The 20,873-nt window shown below is 53.4% G+C and carries 20 protein-coding genes; 18 read left to right on the top strand and 2 right to left on the bottom strand.

Annotated features, from left to right (window positions below):
- From ACX9GU_RS05140 to ACX9GU_RS05190, 11 genes are all read left to right on the top strand, one after another.
- Nucleotides 1–792: a hypothetical protein gene (locus ACX9GU_RS05140; RefSeq protein ID WP_473194052.1), complete on the top strand. Its 792-nt coding sequence runs from the start codon at nt 1–3 to the stop codon at nt 790–792.
- Nucleotides 793–807: 15 nt separating this feature from the next.
- On the top strand, nt 808–1,056 hold the full coding sequence (locus ACX9GU_RS05145) for an acyl carrier protein (RefSeq protein WP_473194053.1): 249 nt from the start codon (nt 808–810) through the stop codon (nt 1,054–1,056).
- Between the two features lie 4 nt (nt 1,057–1,060).
- Complete coding sequence (locus ACX9GU_RS05150) at nt 1,061–1,795, top strand: SDR family NAD(P)-dependent oxidoreductase (RefSeq protein ID WP_473194054.1); 735 nt, start codon at nt 1,061–1,063, stop codon at nt 1,793–1,795.
- Nucleotides 1,796–2,385: 590 nt separating this feature from the next.
- The gene (locus ACX9GU_RS05155) at nt 2,386–2,934 is read left to right on the top strand and encodes a tyrosine-type DNA invertase (RefSeq protein ID WP_021179836.1); all 549 of its coding nucleotides are present in this window, start codon (nt 2,386–2,388) and stop codon (nt 2,932–2,934) included.
- Between the two features lie 498 nt (nt 2,935–3,432).
- Nucleotides 3,433–3,957, top strand: a complete 525-nt coding sequence (locus ACX9GU_RS05160; protein WP_021806160.1) for a fimbrial protein — start codon at nt 3,433–3,435, stop codon at nt 3,955–3,957.
- Between the two features lie 99 nt (nt 3,958–4,056).
- Nucleotides 4,057–4,731, top strand: a complete 675-nt coding sequence (locus tag ACX9GU_RS05165) for a fimbrial biogenesis chaperone (RefSeq protein WP_473194055.1) — start codon at nt 4,057–4,059, stop codon at nt 4,729–4,731.
- Between the two features lie 104 nt (nt 4,732–4,835).
- Nucleotides 4,836–7,388: a fimbria/pilus outer membrane usher protein gene (locus tag ACX9GU_RS05170; RefSeq protein ID WP_473194056.1), complete on the top strand. Its 2,553-nt coding sequence runs from the start codon at nt 4,836–4,838 to the stop codon at nt 7,386–7,388.
- Nucleotides 7,379–8,524 (top strand): fimbrial protein, encoded by a 1,146-nt coding sequence (locus tag ACX9GU_RS05175; RefSeq protein WP_473194057.1) that lies wholly within the window; start codon nt 7,379–7,381, stop codon nt 8,522–8,524. Before ACX9GU_RS05170 ends, ACX9GU_RS05175 begins: the two co-directional genes overlap by 10 nt.
- Before the next feature lie 71 nt (nt 8,525–8,595).
- On the top strand, nt 8,596–9,138 hold the full coding sequence (locus ACX9GU_RS05180; protein ID WP_473194058.1) for a fimbrial protein: 543 nt from the start codon (nt 8,596–8,598) through the stop codon (nt 9,136–9,138).
- Between the two features lie 366 nt (nt 9,139–9,504).
- Nucleotides 9,505–10,098, top strand: coding sequence for a LuxR C-terminal-related transcriptional regulator (locus ACX9GU_RS05185; protein WP_021179842.1), 594 nt, complete (start codon nt 9,505–9,507; stop codon nt 10,096–10,098).
- 66 nt (nt 10,099–10,164) lie between these two features.
- Nucleotides 10,165–10,830 (top strand): response regulator transcription factor, encoded by a 666-nt coding sequence (locus ACX9GU_RS05190; RefSeq protein ID WP_473194059.1) that lies wholly within the window; start codon nt 10,165–10,167, stop codon nt 10,828–10,830.
- Between the two features lie 170 nt (nt 10,831–11,000).
- Here ACX9GU_RS05190 and ACX9GU_RS05195 read toward each other — a convergent pair whose 3' ends face one another.
- The gene (locus ACX9GU_RS05195) at nt 11,001–11,552 is read right to left on the bottom strand and encodes a tyrosine-type DNA invertase (RefSeq protein ID WP_473194060.1); all 552 of its coding nucleotides are present in this window, start codon (nt 11,550–11,552) and stop codon (nt 11,001–11,003) included.
- A 508-nt stretch (nt 11,553–12,060) separates the two neighbouring features.
- On the opposite strand from ACX9GU_RS05195, the gene ACX9GU_RS05200 reads away from it, so the two are divergent.
- The gene (locus ACX9GU_RS05200; protein WP_473194061.1) at nt 12,061–13,713 is read left to right on the top strand and encodes a multidrug ABC transporter permease/ATP-binding protein; all 1,653 of its coding nucleotides are present in this window, start codon (nt 12,061–12,063) and stop codon (nt 13,711–13,713) included.
- A 366-nt stretch (nt 13,714–14,079) separates the two neighbouring features.
- Here the strand turns inward: ACX9GU_RS05200 and ACX9GU_RS05205 are convergent, their stop codons facing one another.
- Complete coding sequence (locus tag ACX9GU_RS05205; RefSeq protein ID WP_473194062.1) at nt 14,080–15,294, bottom strand: CynX/NimT family MFS transporter; 1,215 nt, start codon at nt 15,292–15,294, stop codon at nt 14,080–14,082.
- 696 nt (nt 15,295–15,990) lie between these two features.
- Here ACX9GU_RS05205 and agaR point away from each other — a divergent pair.
- The 6 genes from agaR to agaF are packed head-to-tail and all read left to right on the top strand — an operon-like array spanning nt 15,991 to nt 20,671.
- Nucleotides 15,991–16,767, top strand: a complete 777-nt coding sequence (gene agaR / locus ACX9GU_RS05210) for a transcriptional repressor AgaR (RefSeq protein WP_141132856.1) — start codon at nt 15,991–15,993, stop codon at nt 16,765–16,767.
- A 20-nt stretch (nt 16,768–16,787) separates the two neighbouring features.
- Nucleotides 16,788–18,071 carry a D-tagatose-bisphosphate aldolase, class II, non-catalytic subunit gene (locus tag ACX9GU_RS05215; RefSeq protein ID WP_473194063.1) on the top strand — a complete coding sequence of 428 codons (1,284 nt, stop codon included), beginning with the start codon at nt 16,788–16,790 and terminating at the stop codon, nt 18,069–18,071.
- A 1-nt stretch (nt 18,072) separates the two neighbouring features.
- Nucleotides 18,073–18,549 carry a PTS N-acetylgalactosamine transporter subunit IIB gene (gene agaV / locus ACX9GU_RS05220; RefSeq protein WP_024529457.1) on the top strand — a complete coding sequence of 159 codons (477 nt, stop codon included), beginning with the start codon at nt 18,073–18,075 and terminating at the stop codon, nt 18,547–18,549.
- Nucleotides 18,550–18,563: 14 nt separating this feature from the next.
- Nucleotides 18,564–19,343 carry a PTS N-acetylgalactosamine transporter subunit IIC gene (gene agaW / locus ACX9GU_RS05225; RefSeq protein ID WP_021179850.1) on the top strand — a complete coding sequence of 260 codons (780 nt, stop codon included), beginning with the start codon at nt 18,564–18,566 and terminating at the stop codon, nt 19,341–19,343.
- The gene (locus ACX9GU_RS05230) at nt 19,333–20,226 is read left to right on the top strand and encodes a PTS system mannose/fructose/sorbose family transporter subunit IID (protein WP_202672071.1); all 894 of its coding nucleotides are present in this window, start codon (nt 19,333–19,335) and stop codon (nt 20,224–20,226) included. Before agaW ends, ACX9GU_RS05230 begins: the two co-directional genes overlap by 11 nt.
- 10 nt (nt 20,227–20,236) lie before the next feature.
- Complete coding sequence (gene agaF / locus ACX9GU_RS05235; RefSeq protein WP_473194064.1) at nt 20,237–20,671, top strand: PTS galactosamine/N-acetylgalactosamine transporter subunit IIA; 435 nt, start codon at nt 20,237–20,239, stop codon at nt 20,669–20,671.
- Nucleotides 20,672–20,873: the final 202 nt, after the last annotated feature.

Consider the following 20,873-nt stretch of genomic DNA (forward strand, 5'->3'; position numbering starts at 1 on the left):
ATGATCTTCAACTATACCCTGCGCGATGCCGAGGAATGGGCTGCTTTTTCCGGCGACTACAATCCGATCCACTTTGATCTGCAACACGTACGCAAAATGGGAGCCGATCAACTGAGCGTCCACGGGATGCGTGCGATGCTGGATATGAAACGTCATCTGAGTGCGGTGCTGCTTGCGGATCCGCTGGAGCATGACTTTTATGTGTTCAGCACCCGTATGCGCCGACCGGTGCTGTGCCAGACGCCGTATCACTTGCAGATAGCGAGCAACGGCAAGCAGATCACCGGTGAGTTGCGGGATTGTGCCACGCAGGAAAGTTGCTTCAGCAGCAAGCTGGTTCCGGCCAGGTCACTAGACTTGGTGGCTTCCGATCAGGAGCATGCGCTGACCGTTAACGAGGTGATGGCACTCTGCCAGCCGTTCCCAGGGCAGGCATCGGATGTCACCCAGGCATGGAGTTTCTTTGATGCCCTGCTGTTCCAACTGCTGGTGAAATCCCCGGAAACCGTGGCGACGCTGCCGGAACTGCAGGTCGCTACGCTGATTGAGGTGTTTGCTCAGATCCCGGTGGTACAGACGCACCATGAGACTCACTTCAGCGCCCGATTATTCAACCCCGAAACGCTATTTGCACCCGAAGATCGGCTGTACTACCACATTCAGCCGATGCTGGTTATCGGGGATCGAAGCAGCGGATTGGTGTTACGCGCGGTGATCGAGGCCAGAACGCAGCGGCAGCCTCTGCTCGTCACCTCGGTGACCTTAAAAACATGGCCATTGGCCGACAATTAACATAGGGATATAACCATGGAAATCTACCAACAGGTTTACGACACCGTCACGGAAATGATTTGTGATGCCAAAGATCTCGAGATGGCCGATCTGGCGCCGGAGATGCCCCTGCAGCAGTTGAAGCTGGACAGCCTGGACTATGTGGAGCTGATGGTGCTGGCGAAGCGCGAGTTCGGGGCCACGCTCACCGCCGAAATGTTTATCGATCAGCCGACTATGACGCTGGGTGAACTCTGTCAAAACCTGGCCGATGCGCAAAAGTAATCCCATGACTAAACAATGGGTGTTAGTGACCGGTGGGAGCCGGGGGATTGGCCGCGCATTGGTGGAAGAGTTGGCCAAGCAGTGGAACGTGGTATTCACCTGTCGTAACGCTCAACCGGCCAGCACGGCGGTGATTGCAGCCTGCGCGGGGTTGCCTGGCTGGGTGGAAAGCTGCGTGTGTGACGGCAGTGACGAGCAGACGGTGGACCTTGTGGCGCCGCAGTTGCTGGCACGTTTCGGTGCACCTTTTGCGGTGATCCATAACGCCGGGATCACGCTGGATGATTTGCATATCCAGCAAACCGGTGAGCGCTGGCGGCAGGTGATCGACACCAACCTCAACGCCATTTTCTACTGGAACCGCCACCTGCTGCCCGCCATGATGGCGCAGGGGGAAGGGGCGATGGTGCTGATGTCTTCAGTAACGGCCATCAAGGGCAACCCCGGGCAAACGGCTTACGGGGCCAGTAAGGCGGCGATGATCGGCCTGGGGAAATCCCTGGCGCTGGAAGTGGCGCGTTTTGGTATCCGGGTAAACTGCCTGCTGCCGGGGATTATCGAAAGCGAGATGACGCAGGCCATTCCGCCGGAGGCGCTGAGGGCGCTGCGCAAACAAATACCTCTGCGCCGCCTGGGGAAAGCCAGCGAAGTGGCGCGTACCACCGCGTTTCTCATCGGTGGTGACAGTCGTTATATGACGGGGCAAATTTTGGTGCTAGACGGTGGTTTGACCGTCTGAGCGCGTTAATACATCCTGTATCAAGTCGGGGCACTGTCTATCGGTGCCCCTTTTTATTGCCGTACGTTCCTGCGAATCTATTTTCTCCGTTTGATTTTTAACCCAATCATTATGCGTATTTTCCGATAAGACTGCCTTTTTATATTGCTGGTGATTATGTTTTCCATTGGTTTTATATGCTTTTATTTTGGGATTATTCTCTGATGGATCCGCTGTAGAACACCTCTGTTTTTTACTGATCATTAGGTACTGGGGTTAACCGTTATTTATTTTTTCATCAAAGGGGTTTTATGTTGTATTTCTTGCTTTTATCGTGTTGCTATTATGTTACGTAATTTAATCTTGCTGTTTTATTAACCTGCGAATGAGCTGAACTACTGATTTTAATCTAAATGTTAGCTAATTTGCGTTAGATCATGGGTAATTATCATTGTTCCATGACCTGGCTGTTTCGTGATTACTTATCGGCTATACTCCGCTTAGGATCCAGGATGTTATCCGAAGGCAGGGGCCAATGCTCCTGAGCGTTGTTGTGGAAATAAAAGGGAGGAGAAATCCACATACTTTTGGTAAAAAGTCAAAGAGGTAGTATGACCAGTCGTAAACATTTAACGCCTTCCGAAGTGGAAAAATTGCTAGAGGCAACGCTGAAAGGCAAGAATCCAGAGAGAGATTACTGTTTGATTTATATGTGTTTTATCCATGGTTGCCGCGTGAGTGAAATTAATAGCTGGCGGCTGTCAGATATCGATCTTGAAGGTGGCAATATTTATATTCATCGATTGAAAAATGGCTTCTCAACGGTTCATCCTTTGTATGTGCGCGAGCGGAAGTGTTTACAGCGTTGGATGGCCAAAAGAAAACATTATCGTGGTGCGGATAGCGAGTGGTTGTTTCTTTCTAACCGAGGATCTCGTTTATCACGCCAACGTATTTATTGGCTCATTCGTAATTACAGTGAGGCGGCCAATCTTGAGGTCAATGCACATCCCCATATGCTGCGCCATGGCTGCGGTTTTGCCTTGGCGGACCGGGGAATTGATACGCGTTTGATTCAGGATTTTCTTGGCCATAGGAATATTCAGAATACGGTGTTATATACGGCGAGTAATGCCAGAAGGTTCAAGGAAGTATGGTGATTTGAGTAAGTAAAATATGTCTAATGAGTCACTTTGAACTAAATTGCAACATACTCTAAGGATACTCAAAAATAATGTCAACACTAACTATTCAATATTTCACCTTGATTAATAAATTCATTAAATAACAATGGGTTAAATTGTTTTTGCCATAAAATCCTCTCATCCAGACTTAAGTGTTTTCTTACTTAATCACCTAAAAAAAGCCAAGCCATAAACCCGTCTACTTTATATCCAGTCTATAATTCCTTTATTTCTCAATCCTGCAGAGTATTAAGCTGTTCATTTCTTGTTTTAAGGCCATCCTTGGCATGTTAAACCAAAGGAGTCACTTTAGTTCAAAATGAATCGTTTGGCTGGAAAGGTATTCTGCCCCATTGCTATTTTCGGAGGCGTGTTTCAGTCGATGAACTAAATAAAAAGGAATGACATAGGGTTATGTCAAAAATAAACAAATGCGCGCATTTGAAGGGCATTATTTAAAAGGAAAAGTAGTCTATGAACAAGAATCTGCTCGCCGTGGCCGTACTGGCGGCCTCTGCGTTTTCCACCGCTGCGTTCGCTGCAGACGGCAAAGTAAACTTCGCGGGTGAAATCATCGATCAAGCTTGTACCGTGCATTCTGATTCAGAAAATCAGACCGTTACTCTGGGTAAAGTATTTGTCGGCGCATTCAAGGGGGGCGCTGGCGTCACTGCGGCCTCTAAGGATTTCTCCCTGATCCTGCAAGACTGCCCAGATACGGTTAAAGCGGCGACAGTGCGTTTTGATGGTATCCAGGTCGCAGGTAACGATGCCGTTCTGGCGCTGACCGATGAGCCAGGTGTTGCCACTGGCGTTGGTGTTCAGATTGCTGACAACAACAACAAAGTGATTAACCTGCACACGGATTCAAGCGTTTACCCACTGAGCAGCACCGAAGATAACGTGCTCGGGTTTGTTGCACGTTACTACGCGACTTCAGCCACCGTCACTGCGGGCAAGGCTAACGCAGTGAGCAACTTTACCATTATCTATCAGTAAGTTTTATCCGCTCGGCTGATACGGGCGGTATAAGGCTGGTCAGGGGAGCGGAAGCCATCCCCTGGCCTTTCTCTCAATGGCCGAAGTGGTGAAAAAGCAATGAAAGTCTGGCGGAGCACAATAGTCGCAGCGCTGTTACTAACCTTTGGTGCACAGGTACAGGCGGGCATTATTGTCGGCGGAACGCGCCTGGTTTATGACGGTGCTAAAAAAGAGGCCTCCCTGGGGATCAATAACCCGGATAAGGTGCCCTATCTCATTCAGTCCTGGGTTGATACGCACGAAGGGGATACCTCCAAGGTGCCATTTATCATTACCCCCCCTTTATTCCGTTTGGATGGTGAGCAGAATAATATTCTACGCGTAGTGCGTGCCGGGGGGAATTTACCGACCGATAAAGAATCTCTCTATTGGCTGAACATCAAATCTATTCCTTCGGCCAAGAAACAGGAAAACAGTTTGCAAATTGCGGTCAAGACGCGCATCAAGCTGATTTATCGCCCTCAGGGGTTACCCGGTACGTTAGAGGACGCTGCCAAGACATTGAGCTGGCAGCGTAGCGGTAACGCGGTTCAGGTGACCAATGCATCGCCCTATTTTATCACTCTATTCTCAGTCAAGGTTAATGGGAGTCCGCTGAAAAAAGTCAGCATGGTTGCACCGAAGTCCAGTGCACGCTTCGAGCTACCCGACGGTAGTCCCGGAGGGGCTTTGAGCTGGGAAGTTATTAACGATTACGGCGGTATTACTAAACCGTTTATCGGGGTTCTATAAGGCATTCACCAGATTAAATACAGCTAATCCCTGCACAGGTAGTACAGGGAAGGGACGCGGCTTGCCGGAATTTACTGGCGCGGCTGATAAATGGAGTTAAATGGATGAAAAACCCGAAGCGTATAGGCTCGCGCGGATTTAACCGTACCCCGCTGGCGTGGTTGATCTCATGTCAGGTTGCCATGTTAATGGGAATGTCCGGTAGCGTACAGGCCCGCGATTACTTTAACCCGGCACTGCTGGAGCTTGATAATCCGTCTCAGCGAGGGGCTGATCTGACGGTTTTTGAAGATGGCCGGACTCAGGCCCCAGGGACGTACCGGGTTGATATCTATCTGAATGGGGCGATGGTCGATACCCAGGATCTTGATTTCTCTCTGCAGCGAAGCCCGGCAGGTGAGGATAGCCTGCAACCTTGCCTAAGCAGCGATATGCTGGAGGCCATGGGCGTGAAGATCGCTTCCTTCCCCGCTATCCTGGCCTCTGGGCAGTGCGTTAATCTGGCACAGATCATTCCCCAGGCATCGGCCTCGTTCCGTTTTAATCAACAGCGGTTGGACATCAGTATCCCTCAGGCGGCATTGAACTCGAGCGTTCGTGGCTATGTTCCGCCAGACCAGTGGGATCAGGGAATACCGGCGCTGTTGGTCAACTATAACTTTAGCGGTGCCAACAGCTGGGCACGCAGCAGTAAGAGCTCGGACAGCAATACCTATTATCTCAACCTGCGTTCAGGGATCAATCTCGGTGCCTGGCGTCTACGTAACTACTCAACCTGGAATCGTGACTCTGAGGGTGAAAGCCACTGGGATTCCATCAATACCTATTTGCAACGCGACATCGTGGCGCTGAAGAGCCAGTTGATACTAGGCGATAGCTCCTCGCAAAGTGAGGTGTTTGACAGCGTGCCTTTCCGTGGCGGTCAGCTAGCCTCGGACGATGACATGCTGCCAGAGAGTTTAAGGGGGTATGCACCGACGGTGCGCGGCATTGCCCGTAGCAACGCTCAGGTCACTGTTCGTCAGAACGGTTATGTCATTTATCAGAGCTATGTGCCACCTGGGGCTTTTGAAATCAGCGATCTCTATCCGACGGCGGGCAGCGGCGATCTGCAAGTGAGCATTAAAGAGAGCGATGGCAGCGAGCAAAGGTTAGTGGTGCCGTTTGCTTCCGTCCCGGTGTTACAGCGGCAAGGGCGTTTCAAATACAGCCTGACCAGCGGCCAATATCGTTCATCCAACAGTAACGTGGATGATACGTGGTTTACTCAAGGCACGGCGATCTACGGCTTGCCGAGGGGGGCCACCCTCTACGGCGGCGTGCAGGCCGCCAGTAAATATCAGGCACTGGCTGTCGGCTGGGGGCAAAACATGGGGGTTATCGGCGCGTTTTCTGCCGATGTTACCCAGGCTTGGTCTAAACCTGAATTTGCTGCCAAAGAGCGCGGCCAGTCGTGGCGTATGCGTTACGGCAAGAACTTTGTCGAAACGGGTACCAGCTTCACCTTGGCCAGCTATCGCTACTCTACGGAGGGGTTCTATACGCTGCAGGAAACGTTAAATACCTATACCGGCGGCAAAACATCGCGAAGTCAGGATCACAAGAAGAGCCGTGCTGAACTGTCGATGAGCCAGGCGCTATGGGAAGGTGCCGGTTCACTGTCGCTCAGTCTGTACAACGAAGATTATTGGAACGATCGGCGCCGTAACCAGTCTGTGACCGTCGGGTATAACAATAGCTGGAACAGTATCAGCTATGGCCTGAACTACACCTTCAGCAGAGATGGCTATGACAGCCGCGGCGAACGCGTCAACTACGACGACCATATTCTCGCTTTTAATATCAGCATGCCTTTGGGCGGAAGGCTGTCTGACAGCTATGCAAGCTACAACCTGAATACCAGCCGCAAAGGCACCACCAGTAACTCAGTCGGACTTAACGGTACCGCATTAGCCAGTAATAACCTGAGCTACAACGTCAGCCAGGGGTACACCAGCCAGGGCGTCGGGGCTTACGGCAATAGCAGCCTTGGCTATCGTGGCGGCTTGGGCAGAGTCAACGTGGGGTATGGCTATAACCGTTCCGATCAACGCCTCAACTACGGTGTGCAGGGCGGGATCCTCTTGCACGAAGACGGCTTGACACTCTCGCAACAGATGAATGAGACGGCGGTGCTGGTAAAAGCACCGGGAGCCAAGGATGTCAATATAGCCAACCAATCAGGGGTGACTACCGACTGGCGTGGCTATGCCGTGGTGCCTTATGCCACGGTTTATCGCAAAAACAATATTGCGATAAACACCACTACGCTGCCAGATGATGTCGATATGACGATAACCAGTCAGACGGTGATCCCAACCCGTGGTGCCATAGTGCGCGCCGAGTTCAAACCTAATGTCGGTCAACGGGTATTGATGACCCTGTTGAGGCAGGGGGGGCCAGTACCGTTTGGTGCCACCGTAACCGATAGCAATGGGGATGACAACGGCAGCATTGTCGGTGACGGTGGTCAGGTATTCCTCTCTGGGATGGCCGGTAGCGGCAAGTTGCAGGTCAAATGGGGCAACGCAGCGTCGCAACAATGCCAGGTGTCTTACAGCGTGCCGGAGCAAAAAGATAGCACCGGGATCCGTTTGATGAATGGCCAATGTTTATAAAGGCTTTAATGATGAATAAATGGAAATCGTTAGTGCATTATTCAGCCATCGGGGGCGTTATCGCCTTGGGGTTGGGGCTCCTGCCGTCGGTGCAGGCAGCGGTTGGGCAGTGCGAACCTGCAGGCTCGACCATGGGTTATCACTTTACGTTCAATCAGCTGTTCGACCATCCGGATAAGAACACCGCTGGCAAGACGTTTTATGAGGTGAATAAGGTCGAAAATGTGTGGCAGAACGAGGGAGACGGGTATCTGGTCAACTGCGACTGCGGTAGCGAAACTCGGATGAAAGAGTCGTTTATTATGGCTGTGCCAAGAGGGGCGCCTCTGCCGGATGGGGATGGGAGTAGGCAGTTCTATTCGTTGAGCGGTAGCGATGATTTTTCTGCTGCTATGGAGGTGTATATTGCCGGTGCTGTCAATCGCTATTTCCCTGTACCTTTCCCCGGTAATGGATGGAAGGGGAATGGTTTTTTTAACCGGCCTCAGGATTGTAAGGGTGTACTCTATGATAGTGGTGCACAAGGATTGGTTCATCTCTATTTCAGGCAGGCGGTTATTGGCACCTCGACAATAGCCCATTCTCCCTTGTTGGACGTTTATATTAATTCGGATCCCAATGTAGGCCGGGGGAACAGGCCAACGGCGTCGGTGAGCATGAGTGGTAAGATCACCGTGCCGCAAAAATGCGAACTTAAAAACCCAATGATTACCGTGCCCTTTGGCAGCATTATGTCCACCGATTTTAAAGTTAAGGGCCAAAAGCCAAGTACCGTCCAGATACATGAAGAAACCCTGTATCTGGAGTGCACCAACCTGTCGACGCGCGCAAAAATCAGCTTGCTGTTTGAGGGCGAGGTAAATCCTCATGATCCTACTGCCCTGAAGACCACCACCACCAATGGTTCGGTGACGTCGAATAATGATGATATTGCGATCAGAATTGAAGAAAAACGCGGCGGAAACACCCGGGTTATTTCGCCTGGAGACAAGCTGTCTATGGAAATGAATGGCTTGGGCAATATCAATAGTGACAGTCAGACGACATTGAATATCTACCCTATTAGCACGACCGGCAAAGCACCGATAGTTGGAGACTTTGAGGCAACCGCAACTATTACGGTAAACATGGAATAATCCCATTTGCCTCGGCAATCTCGGACTTTCTGCGAAAGTAAGTTTAATTAAAATGGAGAAGGATGGTTATTATGGATATGAAAGTAATGATTAAAACGACGGCATTGTGCCTGGCTCTTGGTGGTATGGGGATCAGTCACTCGGCTCTGGCGGTCGATGCACGCATAAAGATCACCGGTACGGTTAAGGCTTCGCCTTGTACGGTTGATGCCGTGGGGGGGGATGTAAACGTGAATTTGGGGGAGATCAAGGCACATACTCTGACTGCGGGTGCGGGGAGCGATTGGCAGAGTTTTAGTGTGGATCTGAGTGACTGCCCAGTTTCAACCACTAACGTTACTGCGACATTCACCGGTACGGCAGCAGATGAAAGCGCGGATTTGTATAAGAACGCCGCGGCCAATCCTGCTGCTGCCGTGCAGATTGAAATGGTTGATGGGGGTACATCAGGAGCTAATCGCCGGTTGGGCAACGGCAGTGATATGACCGTGGCTGTCGATCACTCCTCCAATAAGGCGAGCTTCCCGCTGAAGGCGCGCGCCTTCAGCACTAACGGTGGTGCAACCCCAGGCAGTATTGAGGGCGTTGTGCAGGTGGCACTCACCTATCAGTAATCACCAGTAATACCCTCTAGCCATAAGAAAACCTGGCCCCATTTTTTTATGGTCGCTTTAGTTTTACCTGTGTCTGTTGAATTAATTGTCTGGGGCTTATTAACTGTTGTTGGCTGGCTTTATTTTAAATGTGTTTTTTATCAATAAAAACAAGAAGAGATAGCCCTCATAAATATCAGAGGGAATAACATTTTTGCACACCAATTTATCAAGGAAGTAAAAAAGGGTATTTAGCAGAAATGGGAGGTTCAAAATATGTCAATGGCTCATACATATCAGAGAGGGAGTGCACATTCCCCCAGCCCTTATGGGTTAAAAGGGGACGCTGTGATTGTTATGGAGTCTTGCCCCATCACGGCACTCGGAATGCGTAATATTCTGGCCCAGTCCTGTGGCCTGACGGATGAAGTACAACGAGTCAGTAATCTGGAGCAAATCCCAGGATTGATGCGCCACCGCCCGGCCCGATTGTTGATTATGGAACTGTGTGGTGAAGAAGAGTCGGTTCTGGATGGTTTAAGGCTGATTGCGCAGTGTCTGGAGCATTGGCCAACCACGGCGATGATCGTGTGTACCGCTCTTGACGATCCTCGGGTGCTGCAATTGCTGACCGCATCAGGCATCAAAGGGCTGGTGCTCAAACAGGAGCCTGGCGTTGCACTGGCGCAATGCGTAAAGCAGGTCTTATCGGGTTGTCGCAGCTATAGCCATAAGGTGCGGCAATTGCTGAGCAGTCAGTCTGCCATTGGCAAAGCCTTGACGTCCCGTGAACTGGATGTGTTGACGCACCTGTTTTCCGGCAAAAGCGTGACCACCGCGGCGTTGATGATGCACCGTGATGTCCGCACCGTCAGCACCCATAAGCGCAATGCGATGCACAAGTTGGGCTTTCAGAATGATGGTGAACTTTATTTGCAAGGCAAGTGGATGGCAAAGACCGGCCCGGTGTTTGCCCGCTAACCCTTGATTCCGCTATGCACTTATTCTCTGGATGGGATCAACGAGATATTTATACAGGAGCCGTCTATGCAACCGTTGTCACAAAAGCCGCTTGGCTTGGCGTTAATGGATCGCAGCCCACTCACGCTTACTGGGCTGTCTTGCTTTCTTGGCACGCTTAACGTCGCCAATGAGATTATCGTGCAGGAAACCAGCATGGCCGCGGTTGCCGAAAGGTTGCTGTACCAACCCGTCGATATTCTCATCACCGAACTTAATGGCCTGAATGAAACCATCGCGCAGTGCCGGGAAGTTCTACTTAATTTATGTGTGCAGCAGCCTGAGTTACGGGTCATTGTTTACACCCGCAGCCAGACAGGGGAGGATTTGTGCAAGCTGCTTGATGTGGCCAATATCAGCGTAGTGTCCCGTGGGGATGAATTGCCGCTGGTCGGGGAGTTCTTTCACCGGGTATTTAACGGTGAGCGCGTATTGAGCCCGTTGATCGGCTCTTATCTGGCGCGTAGCGATCCTGAAGATGTTTCAAGCCTGCATCATCTGACCCGTTGCGAAAATGATGTCCTGTCGTTCTTGTTCAACGGGATGAGCCTGCGGGAAATTGCTGAACTGCAACAACGCAGCATCAAGACCATCAGCGCGCATAAATGTAATGCCATGCGCAAATTACAGGTTAAGAACGACAGCGAGCTGTTCTCGCTGAGAAAAAACATTAGCCAGCAGTTTGCCGATTGATTGATGGCTAGAAACCGTTGCCCCGCCTTGCTGTCATCAAGTATGGCGGGGTATACCGCCCAGCGTGATCGACTCTGATATATAACGTAAGAATATTGGCTGTTGCACAGCTAGCGACATCTGCGAAGTAAAAAATGCGCTGCCAGTTTGAATCGATGGCCTGCCTTGGGTTAAAGATGTATTACCCGAAAGCGTTCAACATTGCTGGCAGTATAAATAACGGTGTTCTGAATGTTGCGATGGCCCAGGTAATCTTGAATGAGCCTGGTGTCGATCCCTCTATCGGCCAGGGCATAGCCGCAGGAGTGGCGGAGCATATGGGGATGGACCTGGACGTCGATACCGGCTAATTCACCGTAGGACTTTATTAATCGGTAAAGTTGTTGGCGTGAAATTTGCCCTCCGTGGCGAGAAAGAAACAGCCAGGGGCTATCAGGCTCCAGGTAGCTTGGGCGTTTTGCCAGCCAACGGCCCAGCGCGATACGCTCACGGATTTGAATAGGATGCTGGACCGAAAAACCGTTCTTTAGGCGGGATACGTGTAAGCGGTTGGTGGCCAGGTCAATATCCTCCAGCCGCAGCCCCCGTAGTTCACTGACGCGTAACCCATGAATAAAGCACATCAGCAGCATACAGCGATCGCGGCAACCGTTGGCGCCGTCCGGGACGGCGGAGATCATTCTCTCAATTTCAATATGGCTGAGATATTTGCGTTTTGTCATTCTCTTATCCCTAAGTTAAATAAAGAAAATATGACGGGTGTTTATTCATTTAAACATTGAATACCCTTATCAGCAAACAAAATAGCAGTGTTACTGCGGGATTAATCCTGCAGCATTATCTTATTACTAGGTTTGAAGCGGGGTTAATGGTTATTTATTAAGAAAAAATCAACTCACTTGATCATCAGGATACCCAGTTTGATGGGCTTAAAAACCGTATGTTTATAAATAACCCCTCAATCTAACAGGTTAGTTGTTTATCTAAATAGACTTGAACATCTTTGGGCTTATACCTATTTTTGAGATTTTTATTATTGTGTTAATAATATTTTTAGCTAGACAAACAGCTGCTTGCTCTCTATTTGCTTTAGTTATCACACCGCGTTTGGCCTGCACGGGCAGGCCAGGGCCAGCATCTGCCCCGCCAACAAAATGAGAATTGTTATTGATATCACGCTTTCGCCCACTACAATGCCCGCCAGTGCATGATTTTTGAATAGGGTTTCTGATGGAGTTGTTACGGGTAGTGTTCCAGCAGTATCGCTGGCCGTTTCTGGCGGTAATGGCGTTAACCATGGCCAGTGCGGCGTTGGGGATAGGCATCATTGCATTTATTAACGTGCAACTGATGGGCGCGGCGGGTAACCCGCTAGTGGTGTTGCCGCAGTTTCTCGGCCTGTTGGCCCTGTTGATGGTGGTTACGCTCGGCTCTCAGTTAGCGTTGACCACTTTGGGGCACTATTTTGTTTACCGGCTGCGTGGTCAACTGGTCAAGCGCATATTGGATACCCATATTGAACGGTTGGAGCAGTTGGGCAGTGCCTCACTGTTGGCTAGCCTGTCGAGCGATATTCGCAATATCACCATTGCTTTTGTCCGCCTACCGGAGTTGGTTCAGGGGGTGATCCTGACCCTGGGATCGGCTGCCTATCTGGGCTGGCTGTCGCCTGCCATGCTGGGCGTGACCGCGATATGGGTGACGATCACCATTTTGGGAAGTTGGTATCTGGTCTCGCGGGTTTATAGCCACCTGAGCTGCGTGCGCGAAGCGGAAGAGCGACTCTATCTGCATTATCAAGCGGCGATCGACGGGCGCAAAGAATTGGCGCTGAACCGCGATCGGGCAAAAATGTTATTCCAGCAGGCTTACCAGCCCGATGCCGGTGACTACCGTTACCATATTATCCGCGCAGATACCTTCCACCTTAGCGCCGTGAACTGGTCGAATATCATGATGCTGGGCGCTATCGGCCTGGTGTTCTATATGGCAAACAGCCTGGGCTGGGCGAACACCACGGTGGCCGCGACCTATTCCCTGACCTTACTGTTCCTGCGTACCCCCTTATTACAGGCGGTTGGGGCATTCCCGACGCTGATTGCGGCCGAAGTGGCCTTCAATAAAGTGAAGGCGCTCAAACTGGCGGACTATGATCCGGCATTTCCGGCTCCACAGGCTCGAGCGTGGCAAACGCTGGAACTGCGCGACGTAGCATTCCACTATGCGGCGGGCGAACAGCAATCCGGGTTTGCGGTTGGGCCGATCAATTTGACGTTACGGCGGGGCGAACTGGTGTTCCTGATTGGCGGTAACGGCAGCGGTAAATCGACGCTGGCCATGCTGCTCACTGGGCTGTATGTGCCCGTTAGTGGGCAGATCCTGCTGGATGGCCAACCGATTACGGTTGCCGATCGTGAAGATTATCGCCGCCTGTTCTCTGCCATCTTTACGGATTTCCACCAGTTTCACCATCTGTTGGGGCCGCAAGGGGAACAGCCGGACGCCGAACTGGTGGAAACCTGGTTGCAGCGCCTGAAAATGAAAAGCAAATTGGAGTTCGACGGTACGCGCGTCACCAATCCGCAACTGTCACAAGGGCAGCGCAAGCGCCTGGCCCTGCTGCTGGCGGTGGCAGAAAAGCGGGATATTTTACTGCTGGATGAGTGGGCGGCGGATCAGGATCCCCAGTTCCGCCGTACTTTCTACCGCGAGTTACTGCCTCAGCTGCGCGAAATGGGAAAAACCGTGTTTGCCATCAGCCATGATGACCATTACTTTGAACATGCGGATCGCCTGCTGCAAATGCGAGATGGCCATCTGAGCGAACTGATTGGGGATGAGCGCCATCAGGCGAGCCGGGACTCCGTTAGCCAGCTTGATTGAATTGCTGAATTTGTCGGGGCGCACGCGTTCGCCCCGACATAGCGAGTCGGTTGGGGAATATCTCTCGCCTCATAGGTTTAGGCTAGTTGAGTGATTGTTTATATCGATAATCAAAATCGGCGCCAATGATTTACTCTGTGTCTTGGGGAAAACGGTACATGGCATTGCGCTCGTGGTACCGATTTTAATTGGCAACAGGGTAGCCAGGGGAGCAGGAACGCGCCGATGGATAATCACTCACTCATTCCCACCACAGAGGTCCCACTAGCGGAAACGCTAAGATTTCCGCCATCCTGGCAGCTCAATGAGCGGCAACAGCGCTTTATTGAAGCTCTTTGGCTGGAGGAAGATCATGCCGTGCCCGGTTCAGCCGATAATCTTGCGACGCCCGGCCAAGATGCCGAACAGCATCTGCAGCAGCGTTAACCCTAGCAAAATCGTCAACGGCACCGTCCAGCCTTGCGTCAAATCATGCACCAGGCCAAACAAGGTCGGCCCCAGTGCGGCCAGCAGATAGCCGATGGACTGCGCCATCCCTGACAGCACCGTCGCCTGATGATGGTGCTGGCTGCGCAGACCAAAGAATGATAGCGCCAGCACCAATGAACTCCCCGCCCCCAGCCCCGCAAATATCAGCCAGATAAGCGAGTGGGCAGGCAGCAACAGCAATCCGCCTACGCCAATAAAGATCAACAGTGAACTGACCAGGGCAATCCCCCGCTGGTCGCGTGCACGCGGCAGTGCAAACACCATCACAAAGTTGGCGGCGATCGCCACGATCTGATAAACAAACAGCTCGAACCCCGCCTGCTGCGGTGAGGTGCCGTGGCTGGCGGCAAAGGCGCTGAACCAACCGATAATGGTGTAGAAGGTGATGGATTGCAGCCCCATGAACAAGGCCACCTGCCAACCCAGGGCACTGCTCCAGGGGGAACGAAAGGTTTCTGCGGCCACCGGCGTGCCGGTTCGGGTAACCGGGGTGGGCTTGCGCTTCAGTTGGGGTAGCCAGATCGCCAGCGCGATAATCGCCGGCAGGCTCCAGCACAGCAATGAAAAACGCCAGCCGTTATCGTTGAATGCCGCTAACGGCACAGCCATGCCGGAGGCGATAGCGGCCACCAGTGACATCACGGCCGCATAGGTACTGATCATCACCGCCGCCCGATGAGGAAAATCGCGTTTTACCAGCGTGGGTAATACCACGTTGGCAAAGGCGATGGCCGCGCCTATCAGCACCGTCCCCAACCACAGCATGCCATCCCACGGTTGTGAACGCAGCACGATCCCGGCGATCAGCAGTGCCAGCGCCAGCCCAAGGGTGCGCTCAATCCCGATACGCTTGGCCAGCGACGGCGTTAATGGCGATAACACCGCAAACAGGATCAGCGGGAGGGAGTTGAGTAACCCGGCGGCGGTGGCAGAAAGCATTAGTTGGTGCTGGATCTGTTCCAGTAACGGGCCTACGCTGGTTAAAGGAGCGCGCAGGTTAGCCGCCACCAGCATGATGCCGGCCAGTAATAAGAAACGCGTCAAACGGTTGCGTTTAACAACACAATTTGCGGATGGTTCGGGTTGGGGCATGAGATCCTCGCACCAAGCATGCAGCCAATCATTACTGCATGACGAGATGCGTTGATTGACGTTAACGCTTACGTACTGGCAGGGCTGCCAGTATCTGCGTGCCAGTTTAGGAAAGATCGCCTCGCCTGACAAGAGGTTAAGGAAACCGCGTTTGGCACCTACCAGGTGACTTTGATAAACGTGAGGGTAATTATTGCTGGCAGCAATGCCCGCCATAACGGATAGTAACAGCAGTAAACTTATTTTGAGGAATCGCTATGTCTTCTTTCTACAGCCCCCGCCGTATTGTGCTTTACACCATCGCCGTGATCGTGATTTTGGTGATTGTCGGTCTGGTGACCCACCTGGGTGTTGGTTGGCTAAACTGAGCCAATTAACAGTTTTGTGATGTTGATCACCTAAGGAAAGAAAAGCCTTTTCGCTGCTGCCCGCCAAAGCCGCTTTCACTGTGCTATTTTTCACATACTCTTAACCTGCCGCCCTATCGGCCTGCGGCAGATTTCACTTTTCTCGCACCCGCCGAGGAAATAGTTTCATTTCATTTCGATCCGAAAGCTTTTTACCCCCATTTGCTGCTAAAACTGCCCTGTAATGCCGATCACAATTTCATTGCTTTCGCTTTGTTGTAATACCGCCGCAGTAGAGCGAAAGCCATCATCTCCCGGCCAAAACCGGAAACCTGAGGACCTATTGCTCATGCCAGTGAACACCGCTAAACGACGTGAACACATTATCGATCTGCTCTGCGAGCACGGAAGCGTGCGGGTGGAACAGCTCAGCAAACAGTTTGCCGTTTCCACGGTGACGATCCGCAACGATCTGCGCTTTCTGGAACGCAAAGGCTGTGCGCTGCGTGCCTATGGCGGGGCGATGCTCAACCAGCAGTTTGCTTTTGACCGCCCGTTACATGACAAAGGGCGCTTGAACCGCGATGTGAAATCACAGATTGCCTGCCGAGCGGCAAGCTACGTGCGGGACGGCGATGCGCTGATCCTGGACTCCGGTTCCACCACGGCCCAGATCGTGCCCTGGTTGAAACCGCGCCGCGATCTGGTGGTGATGACCAATGCGCTGAACATTGCCTATGAGCTTTCAGGTTACGACGGGGTGGAAGTGATGGTGTTGGGGGGAAGCGTCCGGCAGAACTCCTATTCGCTCTATGGCCCGGCTGCTGAGCAGCAATTGCGCCAGTACCGCTTCGACAAACTGTTTCTGGGCGTCGACGGTTTCGATCTGGTTGCGGGGATCACTACGCCTCACCCCGGTGAGGCACACCTCAATCGTGTGATGTGCGAGGTGGCGCGCGAAATTATCGCGGTAGCGGATGCCAGCAAGTTTGGTCGCAAGAGCTTTTGCATGATCCGCGAAGTCGGGCAAATTCATCGGCTGATCACAGATAGCCGTCTTCCACAAGATTATCAGCAGGCGCTCAGCGATTTAGGCGTAGATGTGGTGATAGCCGATCGCGACTAGGGCGCCCTCATGGGGGATTCATGCAGCAGTGGTTACAACTGGTAGCACAGCACAAGGCCGGCCAGCCGGTGGGGATATTTTCCGTTTGCTCCGCGCATCCTTGGGTATTGCAGGCCGCCTTGCGGCAGGCAAAGGCACGCGGCACGCCGGTATTGATCGAAGCGACGTCAAACCAGGTTAACCAGTTTGGCGGCTACACCGGCCAGACCGCCGCACAGTTTCGTGATGCGCTGTGGCAGATGGCGGATGCCATCGGGTTGCCAAGGAGCGCTATTTGGCTGGGGGGCGATCATCTTGGCCCCAACGCCTGGCAAGACCGCCCGGCACAAGAGGCGATGGCGCTATCCGAAACCCTGATTGACGACTATGTGCGCGCCGGATTTCGCAAGATCCATCTCGACTGCTCCATGTCCTGCGCTGACGATCCCACCCCGTTGGGTGATGAAGTGGTGGCGCAGCGTGCGGCGCGTCTGTGTGCGGTGGCAGAGCGAGCCTGGCAGCAAGCGGGTGGTGAAGCTCCGGTGTATGTGATCGGAACCGAAGTACCGGTGCCGGGCGGTGCGCAGGAAACGCTGCAAGGCATCCAGGTGACTACGCCACAGGCAGTCTCCGCCACGTTAGAAGCGCATCGTCATGCCTGGCAGCAGGCAGAGCTGAGCAGCGCCTGGTCACGAGTGATCGCCTTGGTGGTGCAACCCGGCGTCGAGTTCGACCATCACAGCGTCGAACATTACCAACCGCAGGCGGCGCAGGAGTTAAGCCGCTTTATCGAACGCCAGCCGGGGCTGCTGTATGAGGCCCATTCGACCGACTACCAGGCACCGAAGGCTTATTCGCAGCTGGTGCGTGACCATTTCGCCATTCTGAAAGTTGGCCCGGCGCTCACCTTTGCGCTGCGTGAGGCGCTGTTTGCCCTCGATCGTATCGAACGTGAGTGGTTGGGGGAGCATCGTTCAGCCCAGCTGTGCGCCACGCTTGAGCAGGTGATGCGCGAACAGCCGCAGCAGTGGAGCCGCTATTATCACGGCAGCCCGCATCAACAGTATCTGGATCGGCACTACAGCCTGAGCGATCGCGTGCGCTATTACTGGCCGCAGCCACAGGTTCAGCAGGCCGTGGATGCGCTGATGGACAATCTACGCAGTAACCCAATCCCGCTGGCCTTACTCAGCCAGTATTTACCCGATCAGGCACGGGCCTTGAATGCCGGTGAGCTGAGCCAGGATCCGCACGACTGGGTGATCCACAAAGTGACCCAGGTGCTCAACGACTACCACTCAGCCTGTTACCCGGAGGTGCGCTGATATGCCCAATATTCTGATGACCCGTATCGATAATCGCCTGGTGCATGGCCAGGTCGGGGTGACCTGGACCAACACGTTGGGCGCCAATCTGGTGGTGGTGGCCAACGATGACGCCGCTGCCGATCCGGTACAGCAAAACCTGATGGACATGGTGGTAGCGGAAGGTGTTCAGACTCGGTACTTCACCCTGCAAAAAACCATAGACGTGATCCATAAGGCGGCGGATCGGCAAAAGATTTTTCTGGTGTGCAAAACGCCGCAGGACGTATTGAAGCTGGTGCAGGGCGGGGTGCCCATCACCTTCGTCAACGTTGGCAATATGCACTTCGCCGCAGGGAAACGGCAAATCCACAAGACGGTCTCGGTGGATGACGATGACATTGCCGCCTTTCGTGAGCTGGCGGCGTTGGGCGTAGCCTGCGAGGTGCGCCGGGTGCCGGATGAAGCCGGTGAAGCGATAGGCAAACTGCTCGCTTGAGCGCAGGGGGAAGCATGTTAACTGACGCGTTATTGATTGCATTGCTGGCGGGGTTGGCCGGGGTCGACCTGTTCGACGGCCTGACCCACTTCCACCGCCCGGTAGTGATGGGGCCGCTGGTTGGCCTGATCCTGGGGGATGTCACCACCGGCTTGCTGGTGGGCGGGACGCTGGAGCTGGTATGGATGGGCATGGTGCCACTGGCCGGTGCGCAGCCGCCGAACGTGGTGATCGGCGGGGTGGTCGGCACGGCGTTTGCCATTCTCACCAAGGCCGATCCCAAGGTGGCCATTGGCGTGGCGGTGCCGTTCGCCATTGCGGTACAGGGCTGCATCACTCTGCTGTTCACCGCGTTTTCACCCATGATGCACCGCTGCGATCGCATGGTGCAGGAACTGAACTGGCGCGGCGTTGAGCGGGTGAACTACCTCGGCATCAGCATCCTGTTTGTTTTCTACTTTGTGGTGGCGTTTTTGCCGATCTACTTCGGTGCCGATGCGGCCAGTGCCATGGTGCAGAAAGCGCCGACCTGGCTGCTGGATGGGCTGGCGGTGGCGGGTGGCATGATGCCGGCGATCGGCTTTTCACTGCTGATGAAAGTGATGATGAAGAAAACCTACGTGGCGTATTTCATCCTCGGCTTTATTTCGGTGACGTTCCTTAAGCTGCCGATCCTGGCGGTGGCGCTGGGGGCATTGGCGATCGCGCTGATCGATTTCTTTAACAGTCAACGGGCAGATGCGGACGTGACCAGAAAGCCTGTTCAACCGGAGGACGCCGAAGATGGCATTTGATGATTCTGACGATCTGCTGGCGCAAAAGGCAGCAAAACGCCTGGAGCAGGCATTGGCCACCAGCCAGGTAGAGCAGGACGACTACGTTGATAGCCGCCCGGCAGAAGCGCTGACGCGCAGCGATATCAACCGCATGGCCTGGCGTTCGCTGCTGCTGCAGGCATCGTTCAACTATGAACGTATGCAGGCCGGTGGTTGGCTGTACACCCTGATCCCTGGCTTGCGCAAGATCCACCGCAATCCTCAGGATCTGGCGAATTCGATGAAGATGCATATGGAGTTTATCAACGTGCATCCCTTCGACGTCACCTTCCTTTCGGGGCTGGTGCTGGCGATGGAGCAAAACAAGGAGAAAGTCTCCACCATTCGAGCGGTTAAGGTGGCGCTGATGGGGCCGTTGGGAGGCATTGGTGATGCGCTGTTCTGGCTGACGCTGTTGCCGATTTGTGCGGGCATTGGGGCATCTCTGGCGCTGGAAGGCAGCCTGTTCGGGCCGATAGTGTTCCTGCTGTTGTTCAACGTGTTCCACTTCGGGCTGCGTTTTGGGCTGGCGCACTATGGCTATCAGGCGGGTACCAGTGCGCTGACGCTGTTGAAAACCCATACCAAACGAATATCCCATGCGGCGTCGATCGTGGGCATGACGGTCATCGGTGCGCTGGTGGCCTCTTATGTACATCTTTCTACGCCGCTGATCATGCATGCCGGTAAGGCCACCGTGGCTCTGCAAACGGACGTGCTGGATAAGTTGATGCCCAACCTGTTGCCGCTGTGTTTCACGTTGTTGGTGTTCTTCCTGATGAAGCGCGGTTTCTCACCGGTGAAACTGATCGGTGTGACGGTGGTGATTGGCGTAGTGGGTAAATTTATCGGTTTGCTGTGAGGAAGAGAACATGCCAGGAATTGTCATTACCGGCCACGGCGGCTTCGCCAGTGGCCTGCTACAGGCGGTAGAGCAGGTGGTAGGGGAACAGCCTGCCTGTATCGCGGTGGACTTCCCTGTCCATATGGGCACGGCGGAGCTGAAAGTGGCATTGAGTGCGGCACTGCAAGCGGTAGAACAAGCGGACGGCGTGGTTTTCCTTACCGATATGCTGGGGGGATCGCCTTTCCGTAGTGCCTGCGAGTTAGCCGATGTGCATGGCAACTGTGAGGTGTTGACCGGGGTGAATATGCAGTTGGCTGCCGAAATGATGCTGGAACGCGAAGGGCTGAGCCTGACCGAGTTTCGCGACATGGCGCTGGCCTGCGGTAAACGCGGCTTGACCAGCCTGTGGCATGAACGGCGTAAGGTGAAATGCGTCAACGCCGAGGCTGATGGGATTTGACCCTCACCCCAACCCTCTCCCACAGGGAGAGGGAGTTGATAGCCCCTGCTCTTTTGGAAGTATAGAGATCATATCAGCAACCTCGAACACCCCTGAGCCAAGGAGGATCAGTCGATGCTTATGAAGGATCACGATACTTTCAGCTAAACTCGATCGGTTCCCTCTCCCTGTGGTAGAGATCATATCAGCAACCTCGAGCACT

The organism is Serratia sp. K1WW1 (assembly GCF_055790865.1).